This is a genomic window from Corynebacterium sp. zg254 (assembly GCF_024701495.1).
Classification (GTDB): Bacteria; Actinomycetota; Actinomycetes; order Mycobacteriales; family Mycobacteriaceae; genus Corynebacterium; species Corynebacterium zhongnanshanii.
The window spans coordinates 25,407-39,055 of the sequence record NZ_WIAR01000002.1 but is presented as its reverse complement, the minus strand read 5'-3'; the positions used below and the strand labels follow the sequence as shown (position 1 = coordinate 39,055).

The window sequence follows — 13,649 nt, the reverse complement described above, 5'->3', positions numbered from 1 at the left end:
CGGAGGCGTTTTTCTGCGGTGTGGCGCGTTTGCGCAGATAGTACAAGCTGTGTAACATTTGCAATGTTGTGCGCCCACGCGGGCGTGCTTTGCAATTGTCCGTTTTCTATTCGAGTCCGTTTCGGAGACAACTAACACATGTCCACCAACAACGCACCTCAGGTAGCCATCAACGATATTGGTTCCGCTGAGGATTTCCTGGCAGCCATCGACGCAACCATCAAGTACTTCAACGATGGTGACATTGTCGAAGGCACCGTCGTGAAGGTCGATCACGACGAAGTTCTGCTTGATATCGGCTACAAGACCGAGGGTGTAATCCCTTCCCGCGAACTGTCCATCAAGCACGACGTAGACCCAGGTGAGGTCGTTGAGGTCGGCGACGTTATCGACGCTCTTGTTCTCACCAAGGAGGACAAGGAAGGTCGTCTGATCCTGTCCAAGAAGCGCGCACAGTACGAGCGTGCGTGGGGCGCCATCGAGGAGCTCAAGGAGAAGGACGAGCCAGTTACCGGTACCGTTATCGAGGTTGTCAAGGGCGGCCTGATTCTGGACATCGGTCTGCGCGGCTTCCTGCCTGCTTCCCTGGTCGAGATGCGCCGTGTTCGCGACCTGCAGCCTTACATCGGCCAGGAGATCGAAGCAAAGATCATCGAGCTGGACAAGCACCGCAACAACGTTGTGCTGTCCCGCCGCGCATTCCTGGAGCAGACCCAGTCCGAGGTTCGCTCCGAGTTCCTCAACCAGCTGCAGAAGGGACAGGTCCGCAAGGGTGTTGTCTCCTCCATCGTCAACTTCGGTGCCTTCGTGGACCTGGGTGGCGTAGACGGCCTGGTTCACGTCTCCGAGCTGTCCTGGAAGCACATCGATCACCCATCTGAGGTTGTCTCCGTGGGCGACGAAGTGACCGTCGAGGTTATCGAGGTTGTTCTGGACCGCGAGCGCGTCTCCCTGTCCCTGAAGGCAACCCAGGAAGACCCATGGCGCGTCTTCGCCCGTACCCACGCAATCGGCCAGATTGTTCCGGGCAAGGTCACCAAGCTGGTGCCATTCGGTGCATTCGTCCGCGTGGAAGAGGGCATCGAGGGTCTGGTACACATCTCCGAGCTGGCTGAGCGCCACGTTGAGGTTCCAGACCAGGTTGTGAGCGTTGGCCAGGAAGTGATGGTCAAGGTCATCGACATCGACCTCGAGCGTCGTCGCATCTCCCTGTCCGTCAAGCAGGCTGACGAGGACTACAACGAGGAGTTCGACCCATCCAAGTACGGCATGGCTGACTCCTACGACGAGCAGGGCAACTACATCTTCCCAGAGGGCTTCGACCCAGAGACCAACGAGTGGAAGGAAGGCTTCGACGAGCAGCGCGAGGCTTGGGAGGCACGCTACGCAGAGGCAGAGCGTCGCCACACCCAGCACACCGCTCAGATCGAGCGCAACCGCGCAGCTGCTGCCGAGGCTGCTGCCAACGGCGAGGGCGGCTACTCCTCCGAGTCCAACGACTCTAAGGGCTCCGCTTCCTCCGACTCTTCCGCTGAGGACGCAGGCACTCTGGCTTCCGACGAGCAGCTGGCTGCTCTGCGCGAGAAGCTGGCCGGCGGCGAGTAAGATCACCGCACTGCACGGCTGACACACGCCGGAAGCAGGAAGGGCATCCATCACACGATGGATGCCCTTCTTCTTTTGTGCTTTTCGTCAGGCGTCAGCCCAGAAACTATCCGGGATTCCCTGAACCCCCTTAAACAGCTCTCGCTCCAACGGCTCTCCCGCGCGGAAGAGCGACATTTCACCCGTGGGTTCCAGCACAATGAGCTGCACCTGATTCCGATGATGAATGCCCGCACGTCGCATTACCATCCGCATATCGGACTTTGAGATGTGATAGTGACGCATCTGCTTGTCCAAATACTGTCCGTGCGCGAACACCGCGTGTGGCTTTTCATCGAACACCCGCCGCAACCCCGACTGCTTACGCGCCGCTCCCAGAGCCGCCTCCAGCAGCATGAGCGTTACAAGCCCAATCGCGCCGGCGGCCAGGGTGGGCGGGTGACCGATAATCACACGTCCCGCCACCGCACCGAACATGATCAGCACAACCGTGTCGAATGCCGTCATTTTCGACATCACGCGCACACCAAACGTTCGGACAAGGATGAGGAAAAAGAGATAAATCACCACCGCGGACAGCGCCACAATCGGGATGCGCGACGGGTCGATTTCTATCTGTTCTACAAAATGCCTGTGCAGCTCCTCCATACTTTGTCATCATAGTCCTGCGTTGATCCCCATTATTATCGACGCCGGCCCTCATCTCACCTGCATCTCGTCACCGTCCCGGAACGTGGAAAAGGCCGGTTCGCGATACACTCGCGAACCGGCCTTGCTCTGACGGCCTTGTCTAGGCCGTTGCTTTTAGAGCTTCTCGATGGAAGCGCTGGCGTGCAGCGTGTCCAGCTTGGAGCTCTTGCGTGCCTGCAGGTTCCACTGGGACGGCACGGGGTATGCCTTGTCGCCAGCAGGCTGCGCCACAATCGCCACGGTGCCGGGCAACGTCACGGGCTTTGCGAACTCAATCTTGAAGCGAGCTGCAGCTGGAACCAGTCCCTCGAGGGAGGACACCAGGCGTGCCGCAGTCCACATGCCGTGAGCAATGGTGGCTGGGAAGCCGAAGGCCTTCGCGCCCACACCAGAGATGTGGATCGGGTTCTTGTCACCCGAGGCCTCTGCATACACCTTGATATCGTCAGCGGTGACACGGACGCGGGCGAAGGCATCGTCGGTGTCGGCGTCGAAGGAAATGGGATCCACGATACGGCCGTTGGTCGGCTCCAGGTTCTTGAACGGCGAGGAGCTGGACAGCTTCGCGCCCTTGGACAGGAACGCGGAGGTCTGGGTCCACACGTCAATGCCATCCACGGAGGCCACGGTCACCACGTCCAGCAGCACACCCTTCGTGTGGGGGCGCAGGTTTTCAGCATGGACGCGGAAATCTAGCACGTCGTCCACGGTTAGTGGGCGGGTCTGCTCGATGGAGTTGGATAGGTGCACCATGCCCACCGCGTTGAGGGGGGAGTCCTTCGCGGTCAGCAGCTTCATTACGATCGGGAAGCTGAGCACGTACGGGTAGGTCAGCGGCAGCTCGTTGGTGAGGCGGAAGCCCGTGGCGGAGGCGTACTCCGCCAGGTGGTTTGGATCCACCTTCACGCCTTTTACCTCGAAGGCCGTGGTTGGATTGTCCTTGGCCACGCGCTTGGTTCCCACGCCCGGCACAATGTCCTTCACTGCATTCTTGTACTCATCCATCAACACGGGGATGGATGGGAGTTCCTTGTAGGTCACTGTCATGATTGTTTCCCTTTTACGCACCCATCATTGCCTGGCCACACACGCGGACAACGTTTCCGGTGACGGCCTGGGAAGAAGGAGCGGCGAAGTAGGCGATGGTCTCGGCAACGTCCACGGTCTCGCCACCCTGGTTCAGGGAGGACAGAACGCGGCCACCCACGCGGGTGCCGAATGGGATCGCGGCGGTCATCTGGGTTTCGATGAAGCCAGGGGCCACAGCGTTGACGGTGATGCCCTTGTCGGCCAGGGCGTCGGAGAAGGAATCCACGAAGCCGATCACGCCGGCCTTAGTTGCACCGTAGTTGGTCTGGCCGCGGTTACCGGCGATACCGGCGATGGAGGCTACGCCGATCACGCGACCGTTGGTGTTCAGGCCACCGTTGTCCAGGAGAGCCTCGGTGATGCGCACAGGAGCGGCCAGGTTTACGGCGATGACGGCGTCCCAGCGGCCCTCGTCCATGTTGGCCAGCAGCTTATCGCGGGTGATGCCGGCGTTGTGCACGATGATGTCGATTGGTCCACCGTGGCGAGCCTCGGCGTGCTCCTTCAGCTTGTCAGCGGCGTCCGCGGCGGTCACGTCCAGTGGCAGGGCGGTGCCCTTGACGCGGTTAGCGGTCTCTGCCAGAGCTTCGCCAGCCTGTGGAACGTCCACGCAGATCACCTTTGCGCCATCGCGTGCCAGAACCTCGGCGATGGTGGCGCCGATGCCGCGAGCAGCACCGGTGACAACAGCGATCTTGCCCTCAGATGGGGTGTCCCAGGAGGCAGGTGCGGATGCCTCGTCAGCGTTCACGCGGATGACCTGAGCGTCCACGAAGGCAGACTTGCCGGACAGGATGAAGCGGAGGGTGGACTCCAGGCCAGCCAGGTCAGCGGAGATGTCAGGGGAGGTGTAGACCAGCTGTGCGGTGGCTCCGCGCAGCAGCTCCTTCGCGACAGAGCGGGTGAAGCCCTCCAGTGCGCGCTGTGCGATGCGCTCGTCGGAGTTTGCTGCCAGCTCAGGGGTGGTTCCGATAACCAAGATGCGGGCAGATGGCTGAAGCTGACGCATGATGGGGTGGAAGAAATCGTACAGCTGACGCAGGTCTTCTGGCTTGGTGATGCCCGTTGCGTCGAAGACGAAGGCAGCGTATTTGTTGTCTCCCACGGTGGTGGTGATCTTGTAGTCGTCGGCCAACATCTCTTCGATGCGGCTTACCAAGCGACCGGAACCACCCAGAAGTACGCGACCGTCCAGAGCAGGCTCGCCGGCCTTGTAGCGGCGAAGCTTGGTAGGAACAGGCATTCCGACCTGCTTGGCGATCTTCTTTCCTGCATCGGAATTAATGAACTTCAGGTATGCGTCCTGGTTTTGAGGCACGTGTCAACTCCTTGAGTATCGGTAATGTCTGGCAACCATTTCACTAGAATGGACAGTGGTTCGTCCAATTTGGCTTCATGGTCCGCCGTGACATTGTATGTTTACATGTATAACCTTACGGCGTGATCGCGGTCGATGTACCGGGATTAGCCATAAATTTGTCACTTTCCACAAAAATCGGAGGAAAAGTTCTTATGAACGCCCCACGCAAGGTCGCCATCCTCGGCGGTAACCGCATCCCGTTTGCCCGCTCCAACAAGGAATACTCCAAGGCATCCAACCTGGACATGCTGTCCGCAGCCATCAACGGCCTGGTTGCCCGCTACGGACTCCAGGGCGAAGAGCTGGGTCTGGTTGCAGCAGGTGCCGTCCTGAAGCACTCCCGCGACTTCAACATGACCCGCGAAGTTGTTCTCGGCTCCGCTCTGTCCTCCTACACCCCAGCTGTTGACATGCAGATGGCGTGCGGAACCGGACTGGCCGCGCTGGTGCACGTGGGTGACGCTATTGCAGCAGGCCGTATCGAGTCCGGCATCGCCGGTGGTACGGACACCACCTCTGATGCACCTCTGGCCGTCAACGATGAGCTGCGCAAGACCCTGATCGCTGTCAACAACGCAAAGACCGGCAAGGACCGCCTGAAGCTGCTGGGATCCGTGCGTCCAGCACAGTTCGCACCAGAGCAGCCCAACAACGGTGAGCCACGCACCGGCCTGTCCATGGGTGAGCACGCCGCCATCACCGCGCGTGAGCTGAACGTCACCCGCGAGGAGCAGGACCAGCTGGCCGCAGAGTCCCACCAGAAGCTGGCTAAGGCTTACGAGGAAGGCTTCTTCGAGGACCTGATGACCCCTTACTTGGGGGTACAGCGCGACACGAACCTGCGCCCAGACTCCACCGTGGAGAAGCTGGCGAAACTCAAGCCAGTCTTCGGTAAGAAGGATGCAGAGCAGCACGGCATCAAGGCCACCATGACCGCCGGTAACTCCACCCCGCTGACCGATGGTGCGTCCGCCGTCCTGATCTCCTCCGAGGAGTGGGCGAAGGAGCACAACATCCCAGTACGTGCATACCTGGTGGACTCCGAGGTTGCTTCCGTGGACTTCCTCCACGGCCACGACGGCCTCACCCCAGACGGCCTGCTGATGTCCCCCACCTACGCCATCGCACGCCTGCTGAAGCGCAACGGCCTGACTCTGCAGGACTTCGACTTCTACGAGATCCACGAGGCCTTCGCATCCCAGACCATCGCCACCCTCAAGGCCTTCGAGTCCGAGGACTACTGCCGCGACCGCCTGGGCCTGGATGCTCCACTGGGCTCCATCGACCGCGCGAAGCTGAACGTCAAGGGCTCCTCCTTGGCTGCAGGTCACCCATTCGCTGCAACCGGTGGACGCATCATCGCCACCGCAGCGAAGGTTCTGGAAGAAAACGGCGGCGGCCGTACCCTGGTATCCATCTGTGCAGCAGGTGGCCAGGGCATCGTTGCCATCGTTGAGCGCTAATCGAGGAATATACACTCGATGCTCACTCTAGGCCTGACCGGAGGAATCGGTTCCGGTAAATCCACGGTGTCCCGCCGCCTCAGCGAGCTGGGAGCCACCGTGGTGGACGCCGATCTCATTGCCCGCGAGATTGTGGAGCCAGGCCAGCCGACTTTGGCTGAACTGGATGCCGCGTTTCCGGGTGTGCTGAATCCCGATGGCACGCTCCATCGTGCGGAATTGGCCCGGCAGGCCTTCAGCTCCCCGGAGCTGACCGAAAAACTCAACTCCATCACTCACCCCCGTATCAAGGAGTTGACCCGCGAGCGCTTCGCACAGGCTCGCGAGGCCGGGGTTGAGGTTCTGGTCTACGACATGCCGCTGCTGATCGAAAATGGCGAGTACACGGCCATGGATCACGTGGTGGTCGTGGACGCGGAGGATGATCTGCGTGTGTCGCGGCTCGTGGAGTATCGCGGGCTCGATGAGGACGACGCCCGGCGTCGTATCCAGGCACAGATTGACAGGGAGTCCCGCCTCGCCGCAGCGGACACCGTCCTGGACAACAACGGCACGCAGCAGCAGCTGCTGGAGCAGGTCGATGAACTGTGGAGGACCGTGTGTGCCTCGCAACGCTAGACTGTGGACATGGCATTTGCAGCTGAGCGACCAGAGCTATCCTATTCTGAATTCCGCCCCGTCGGCGATATCGAACGCACTCCTGGCACATTCCAGGTCATTAGTGAGTATGAGCCCGCGGGCGATCAGCCCAAAGCAATTGGGGAATTAGCCGAACGCCTCGATCGCGGCGAGCGCGACATTGTTCTCTTGGGTGCCACGGGTACGGGTAAATCCGCCACCGCCGCGTGGTTGATTGAAAAAGTTCAGCGCCCCACGCTGGTTATGGCGCCGAATAAAACCCTCGCGGCTCAGTTGGCCAATGAGCTCCGCAGCCTTCTTCCGAATAACGCGGTGGAGTATTTCGTCTCCTATTATGACTACTACCAGCCGGAGGCGTACATCGCCCAGTCTGATACGTATATCGAGAAGGACTCTTCCATTAACGAGGACGTTGAACGCCTGCGTCACTCGGCTACGTCGGCGTTGCTGTCCCGGCGTGATGTGGTGGTGGTATCGTCTGTATCCTGCATTTATGGCCTGGGTACGCCTCAGTCCTACCTGGATCGTTCCGCCGTGCTGCGGGTAGGTGAGGAGATTGACCGGGACAAGTTCCTACGCCTGTTGGTGGATATTCAATACACGCGCAATGACATGTCCTTTACCCGTGGAACATTCCGCGTGAAGGGGGACACGGTCGATATCATACCGGCCTATGAAGAATTAGCCGTGCGCGTGGAGTTCTTCGGCGATGAAGTGGATACCCTGTATTACATTCACCCGTTGACGGGAGATGTGATCCGCAATGTAGAGGAATTGCGCATCTTTCCCGCAACGCACTATGTGGCGGGGCCGGAGCGCATGGAAAAGGCGATCGAGTCCATTAAAGAGGAGCTAGAAGAGCGGCTGGAGGAGCTTGAGAATAAGGGCAAGCTGCTGGAGGCCCAGCGCCTGCGCATGCGCACGGAATATGACCTGGAAATGATTCAACAGGTCGGCTTCACCAGCGGCATTGAGAATTATTCGCGGCACATCGATGGGCGAGAGGCAGGCTCGGCCCCCGCGACCCTGATCGACTACTTTCCCGAAGACTTCCTCACCATCATCGACGAGTCCCACGTGACCGTCCCCCAAATTGGGGGAATGTTCGAGGGAGATGCGTCCCGCAAGCGCAACCTCGTGGAGCACGGATTTCGGCTGCCCTCCGCCTTGGACAACCGCCCATTGACGTGGGAGGAGTTTGATGACCGCAAAGGCCAGTGCGTGTACCTGTCCGCGACCCCCGGAGACTATGAGCTCGCGGCCGCTGGTGGCGAGTTCGTGGAACAAGTCATCCGTCCGACCGGCCTGGTCGATCCGAAGGTGGAGGTGCGCCCCACCAAGGGCCAGATTGATGATCTGATCGAGCAGATCCGCCGCCGCACGGACAAGGACGAGCGCGTGTTGGTGACCACGCTGACCAAGCGCATGGCCGAGGACCTCACGGATTACCTGCTGGAGCACGGTGTGAAGGTCCGCTATATGCACTCGGACATCGACACGTTGCGTCGCGTGGAGCTGCTGCGCCAGCTGCGCCTCGGCGAGTATGACGTGCTGGTGGGCATCAATTTGCTTCGTGAGGGTCTGGATCTGCCGGAGGTGTCCCTGGTGGCGATCCTGGACGCGGATAAGGAGGGATTCCTCCGCTCCACCCGTTCTCTGATCCAGACGATCGGACGCGCCGCGCGTAACGTCTCCGGCGAGGTCATCATGTACGCGGATAAGGTGACGGAATCCATGGCCTACGCGATTGACGAAACCGAACGTCGCCGTGCCAAGCAGATTGCCTACAACGAGGAGCACGGGATCGATCCTCAACCGTTGCGGAAGAAAATCGCGGACATCCTTGACCAAGTCGCGGAATTCGGCAGCGATGAATATTCGCCGTCTGCGGGGGAGACGTCCCTGAATACCGACGCCCAGCTCGCGACCGATGGGGCATTCACTCCAGAGGGGGAGCCCATGGCCCGGGAGCAGTTGGAGAAGCTCATTGCTCAGATGACCGAGCAGATGAAGGAGGCCGCTCGGGAGTTGAAGTTCGAGTTAGCCGGCCGGCTGCGTGACGAGATTATGGACTTGAAGAAGGAACTCAAGGGAATGATCGACGCGGGCATGTAGCCCCGGGGAAGAGCCCGAACGTATAGGATGGTGACTATGTTCGGCACCATTGTTGTGGGAACCGACGGTTCCCAATCCTCGTTTTTGGCAGTTCGTCGCGCGGCAGCCATTGCCGCAGCGTTTGATGCAGAGTTGGTGCTGGCGAGCGCCTACTACCCCCAAGATGCGGACGTGGCGAACTCCTCCAGAGATGATTCCCGTGTGGTGGTGGGGGAGCCGGACGCCAACGAAGTGTTGGCCGCGGCGCTCAAGGAGGCCAAGGACGAGGGTGCGACCAACGTCACCGCGAAGATGAAGGCCGGCGCCCCTGTGGTGGCCCTCATGTCTGTGGTGACCGAAGTGGATGCGGACCTGCTGGTGGTGGGTAACCGCGGTATCAACTCCCTGACGGGGCGACTGCTGGGCAGCGTCCCGGCCGATGTGGCCCGGCAGTCCCAGTGCGATGTGATGATCGTCCACACCGTGGATTAGTCATTGTGCGCTGGGGGCAGGTTGTCCCACTCAAAGCCACCATCGTTGACGATGGTGAGGCCCTGGGTCGCACGCGTCAGTGCCACGTACACATCGTTGAGCCCCTGCGGACTGGCCTCCAGGAACTCGGCTGGTTCCACCACTACAACCTCGTCGAACTCCAGGCCCTTGGCGGCGGAAATATCACAGAAAATAACGTGCTCGTCTATTCCCACGCCGCGCTCGTGCAGTGCCGATTCCAGCGTGGAACTGGCCTGGGATGTGGCAGAAATAACGCCCACTAATCCTTCTCCGGCGCGCTGGCGAATCTCCGGCAAGGCAGTGAACAATTCTTGTCCGGAAATCTGGCGAATACCAGTTCCAGATTCTCGCAACGCCACCGGGGCGTCCTGATCCGGCGCAATATCGGCAAGTAGAGAATTAGCCACCTCGGAAATATCCCGCGGGGTGCGGTAATTGACCGTCAGTTCGTGGAGTTTCCATCGATCACCTACGAAGGGTGATAGGGTCTGCGACCATTGATCCACTCCGGCAGGATTACCCGTTTGCGCAGGATCACCGACAAGAGTCATCCACCTATTCGGACTGCGGCGAAACACCATGCGCCACGCCATTTCTGATAATTCCTGCGCTTCATCGACAATGATATGACCAAAAGCCCACCGGATATCGGCAGCAGCGCGCTCGGCCGTGGTGCGCTTTTCCTGTAACGTGTGCCGTTTGGCGAGAGCCTCGGCGTCGACAATGTCATACGCCATGAGGATTTCCGCATCGAACCCATCATCCAAGTCTTGGGACGCCGAGCCCGTCAGAATGTCCAGCGCATCCTGGGCATCGGCGATGGCCTCGCGCCATTCCTCCCGTTCAGCCTCGGCGGATTCCTCGTTGTCCACAACTCCCAGCAGGTCGGAGAGCTCGTCGAGCAGCGGAGCGTCAGCGTCGGTCCATTGGGCGGGGGAGGTGAGGCCGGCGCGCGTGGACTCGTCGTACTCGGCGGTTGCTTCGGCCAGATTGTCGGGGTCGGTGTAGAGGCGCCGGAGCACCTTCTCTGGGGTGAGTTCCGGCCACAGCTCGCCCACGGCCTCCACCACATCGGGCTCGGTGCCCAGGTCATCCCGAAGCTGCGCCTTGTCCGCCCCTGAGAGCAAATTCTGTCCGCCCAAAGGATCCGCACCGATGCGCTCGGCCAACACATCGGTGAGCGTATCCAAGGCGTGATTGATAAAGATGCTGCGGGCCTGATTATGCGGTTTACGAGAACGCCGAGCCCGCGTGCGAGCCGCGCGCACGTGTGCGGGAGTTAGGGACAGAGAAATGCCATCCACCACAAATTCCAGCGGCTCGTCAGGCACTGTTTGCCACGTTTTTACCGCCGATGCCAGAATGTGGACCATTTCCACCGAGCCCTTGACCTCACGGGCCAGGAGATTCTCCTCAGGAATGGTGGATACACCCGGCAGTAATGTCCCCGGAGTAGCCAACACCACACCCGTTTCTCCCAGCGAGGGAAGAACCTGGGAAATGTAATTCAAAAAGCGCGCATTCGGCCCAATAATAAGCACACCCGTGTTCGCCAGCTGCTCGCGCCACGTGTACAGCAGATACGCCGCGCGATGGAGAGCCACCGCGGTCTTGCCCGTGCCCGGCGCGCCCTGCACAATCGTCACCCCGCGGTACGGGCTGCGGATAATCGTGTCCTGCTCCGCTGCGATGGTCTCCACGATGTCGCGCATGTGCGGCGTGCGCGCTGCGTTCACCGCATCCAACAATGCCTGTTCCTGACCGACGCCGCCCCCTGTCGTTGCCGGGGCCGCGTCTCCTGCGGAGGTTCTGCGGGCAATGAGCGTCTCGTCGCTGGAGGAAATGACCTTATGGCCCCGGGTTTTGATGTGGCGGCGCGTGTGAACACCTTGGGGGTGCAGGGTGGTCGCTAGGTAGAAGGGGCGGGCCTGCGGGGCGCGCCAATCCATGAGGAGTGTCCGCATGGCGTCGTCGTTGTCGTGGACGCCAATGCGGCCGATGTAGCGGCGGTCGACCACGGTGCCGTCGATGGTGACTGGGTTATCCGGGTCGTCGTCGGTGGGATCTTCCACATCAATACGGCCGAACATGAGTCCCACGTCCGCGGCGGTGAGGGTCTGCAACCGGGCGGTAATATCTGCGGCCTCGCGGTCGCGCATCATGAGGCCCTGAGGATCGTCGATGTCCGCTTCTTTGCGCACGTCTTTCAGGCGTGCTTCCAATGCTTCCCGGCGTGTGGCAATCAGCGCCAGGAGCTGGTCGAGGTGGCGTTGTTCCTCGTGGATGCTCAACGATGTCCTTTCGCGGAAGATAAAAACTGGCACCCCAGTCAACAACGGACTGGGGTGCATGCATTCCCACCTGCCGTCACCTTTTCGGTGACCGGGGGAGTGCTGGAACAGCGAGCGTGGGGGAGGGCGTGCGCTTTAGAAGTTGTACTTCTTTGCAGCCTTCTTAGCCTGCTTGCGCGCCTTCTTGGAACGCTTCTTAGCCTCCTTGCGGGCCTTCTTCAGTTCCTTGCGGCCCTGCTTTTGAGCTTCCTGAGCGCGCTCACGGGCAGCCTTTCCCTGCTCCTGGGCGTAGGCGGATGCCTGGCTGCCGAAATCAGCGGCCTGGTCGCGCAGCTCGGAGGCCTTCTCCGCAGCCTGGTCGCGGAAGTCCAGTGCGGACTCCTTCCAGTCATCCTTGTTATCGTCCACGTACTCGGAGACGGTCTGTGCAACCTCGGCGACCTTCTCCTTCGCGGTTCCGAAGAAGTCAGATGCCTGTGCCTGTGCGGTCTCCGCCAGTTCCTTGGAGCGGTCCTGGGCGTTGGCCAGCATCTTTTCCTGCTCGGACTTACCTGGCATGGCCTTCTTCACGCGCCACGCCACGGACGGCTTGCCCTGGGTGTCCATGCTGGTCACCAGCAGTCCGCCCAGCAAGGTGGCGTCCGTCAAGAAGCCGGTCTGCTTCTGCTGCTTCTTGTTCTTGTCGCTCTCGCTCCAGAAGGCGTTGCGGTTCAGGGTGGTGGGGATCTGGATTGCAGCCAGAACCAATGCACCCAAGCGTGGGGCCTTGTTCGTTGCCACCAGCGCGCTGGCGGCTACCTTCGTGCCTCCCAGGATGCGTGCCTGGGTTGGGCCGTCGGTAGGGATGGCCTTGGCGTACTGAGGAGGCAGAACGGAGCGCACAGGTCCGATGACGGCCTTGGCTTCGCCAGCGTGCTCCTTGGGGTTGCGCAGAGTCTGCACACCGTCGACGATGAATGCCGAGGCGACCAGAGTATGAGCAATCTTGCGGATCATATGTAGTCCTAACCCTTCGTGGTGTTTTTAGTCTGCTATCAACTAATACCGAAAAAGCTTCCGCCGTGCAGCTTCACCCCTCTCACGTGCACTTTTCGCGTGGCAAGGGAAGGATTGTGCTGACAACAGTGGCGTCTATGATGGCGCCAACGGTGGCGCCTTCGAAGACGCATTCTCGTCCCGTCCGATTTACCAGCCGCGCTCGCGCCACTCGTCCACATGAGGCTTCTCCGCGCCCACCGTGGTGGAGTTGCCGTGCCCAGGATGCAGAAGGGTGTTGTCGGGAAGCGTGAAAATCCGCTCCTCCACATCACTCAGCAATTGCGTGAAGTCCTCGTCGGACGTTGTCTTGCCCACCCCTCCCGGGAAGACGGAATCGCCCACCCATGCCTGGGGCTGCTGCTTGTCCAGATGGAGAACGGCAAGGCCACCCGGGGTGTGGCCACGAAGCTCCACGACCTGGAGGTCCAATGTATTCAAGGCACTGCTCGCAAGATCCAGGGGTTGCGTCTCCCCGGAGTCCGTGCCATATGTCCGATCGGCCGGGGAGGGCAGCGCTGGGGCGTCGAGTCTCGGGGCATGGTGGCGCGCATCAGTATGCTGCAGCACCTCCGCCAAGGCCTGCACATGGTCGGCATGGCGATGCGTGGTGAGGACGTCGGTGATGGTCACGCCATGCTCGCGCGCCAACTCCAGCAGTGCGGGGGCATCGGTGGCGGCATCAATCAGCAGAGCGTCTCCGCCCATGCAGATCAGCCAGCAGTTGTTGTCCATTCTGCCCACGGAGATGTGAAAGAATTCTGGGTGCGTAGTGCTCATAGTGACCACCCTACGCATCGTGCGCTCTTGCGGCGTTGGGGCGAATGTCGGAGGTTTGAGTAGAATAGGTGTTCAATTAACTTCCGATGC

At 60.7% G+C, this 13,649-nt stretch carries 11 protein-coding genes; 5 read left to right on the top strand and 6 right to left on the bottom strand.

Annotation, left to right across the window (positions count from 1 at the left end; translation table 11 throughout):
• Positions 1 to 138: 138 nt before the first annotated feature.
• Complete coding sequence (gene rpsA, locus GC425_RS05785) at positions 139 to 1,605, top strand: 30S ribosomal protein S1 (RefSeq protein WP_151843141.1); 1,467 nt, start codon at positions 139 to 141, stop codon at positions 1,603 to 1,605.
• Positions 1,606 to 1,692: 87 nt separating this feature from the next.
• Here rpsA and GC425_RS05780 read toward each other — a convergent pair whose 3' ends face one another.
• The 3 genes from GC425_RS05780 to GC425_RS05770 all read right to left on the bottom strand — a co-directional run bounded on the left by GC425_RS05780 (position 1,693) and on the right by GC425_RS05770 (position 4,702).
• Entirely contained in the window at positions 1,693 to 2,253 is a 561-nt protein-coding gene (locus tag GC425_RS05780) for a DUF421 domain-containing protein (RefSeq protein ID WP_151844333.1), read from the bottom strand.
• Positions 2,254 to 2,409: 156 nt separating this feature from the next.
• A complete protein-coding gene (locus GC425_RS05775; protein WP_192930399.1) occupies positions 2,410 to 3,342 on the bottom strand; it encodes a MaoC/PaaZ C-terminal domain-containing protein in 933 nt (310 codons plus the stop codon).
• Between the two features lie 13 nt (positions 3,343 to 3,355).
• Entirely contained in the window at positions 3,356 to 4,702 is a 1,347-nt protein-coding gene (locus GC425_RS05770) for a 3-oxoacyl-ACP reductase (RefSeq protein WP_151843143.1), read from the bottom strand.
• Positions 4,703 to 4,896: 194 nt separating this feature from the next.
• On the opposite strand from GC425_RS05770, the gene GC425_RS05765 reads away from it, so the two are divergent.
• From GC425_RS05765 to GC425_RS05750, 4 genes are read left to right on the top strand one after another with little or no spacing between them, the layout of a single operon-like run.
• Positions 4,897 to 6,207, top strand: coding sequence for an acetyl-CoA C-acetyltransferase (locus tag GC425_RS05765; RefSeq protein WP_151843144.1), 1,311 nt, complete (start codon positions 4,897 to 4,899; stop codon positions 6,205 to 6,207).
• A gap of 18 nt (positions 6,208 to 6,225) precedes the next feature.
• Positions 6,226 to 6,825, top strand: coding sequence for a dephospho-CoA kinase (gene coaE / locus GC425_RS05760; RefSeq protein ID WP_151844332.1), 600 nt, complete (start codon positions 6,226 to 6,228; stop codon positions 6,823 to 6,825).
• 9 nt (positions 6,826 to 6,834) lie between these two features.
• On the top strand, positions 6,835 to 8,961 hold the full coding sequence (gene uvrB, locus GC425_RS05755) for an excinuclease ABC subunit UvrB (RefSeq protein ID WP_151844331.1): 2,127 nt from the start codon (positions 6,835 to 6,837) through the stop codon (positions 8,959 to 8,961).
• A 27-nt stretch (positions 8,962 to 8,988) separates the two neighbouring features.
• Positions 8,989 to 9,432 (top strand): universal stress protein, encoded by a 444-nt coding sequence (locus tag GC425_RS05750; RefSeq protein WP_151844330.1) that lies wholly within the window; start codon positions 8,989 to 8,991, stop codon positions 9,430 to 9,432.
• Here GC425_RS05750 and GC425_RS05745 read toward each other — a convergent pair.
• The 3 genes from GC425_RS05745 to GC425_RS05735 all read right to left on the bottom strand — a co-directional run bounded on the left by GC425_RS05745 (position 9,429) and on the right by GC425_RS05735 (position 13,559).
• The gene (locus GC425_RS05745) at positions 9,429 to 11,804 is read right to left on the bottom strand and encodes an ATP-binding domain-containing protein (RefSeq protein WP_151844329.1); all 2,376 of its coding nucleotides are present in this window, start codon (positions 11,802 to 11,804) and stop codon (positions 9,429 to 9,431) included. The genes GC425_RS05750 and GC425_RS05745 overlap by 4 nt on opposite strands.
• Before the next feature lie 75 nt (positions 11,805 to 11,879).
• On the bottom strand, positions 11,880 to 12,740 hold the full coding sequence (locus GC425_RS05740) for a DoxX family membrane protein (protein WP_151843148.1): 861 nt from the start codon (positions 12,738 to 12,740) through the stop codon (positions 11,880 to 11,882).
• 189 nt (positions 12,741 to 12,929) lie between these two features.
• The gene (locus GC425_RS05735; protein WP_231699740.1) at positions 12,930 to 13,559 is read right to left on the bottom strand and encodes an MBL fold metallo-hydrolase; all 630 of its coding nucleotides are present in this window, start codon (positions 13,557 to 13,559) and stop codon (positions 12,930 to 12,932) included.
• Positions 13,560 to 13,649: the final 90 nt, after the last annotated feature.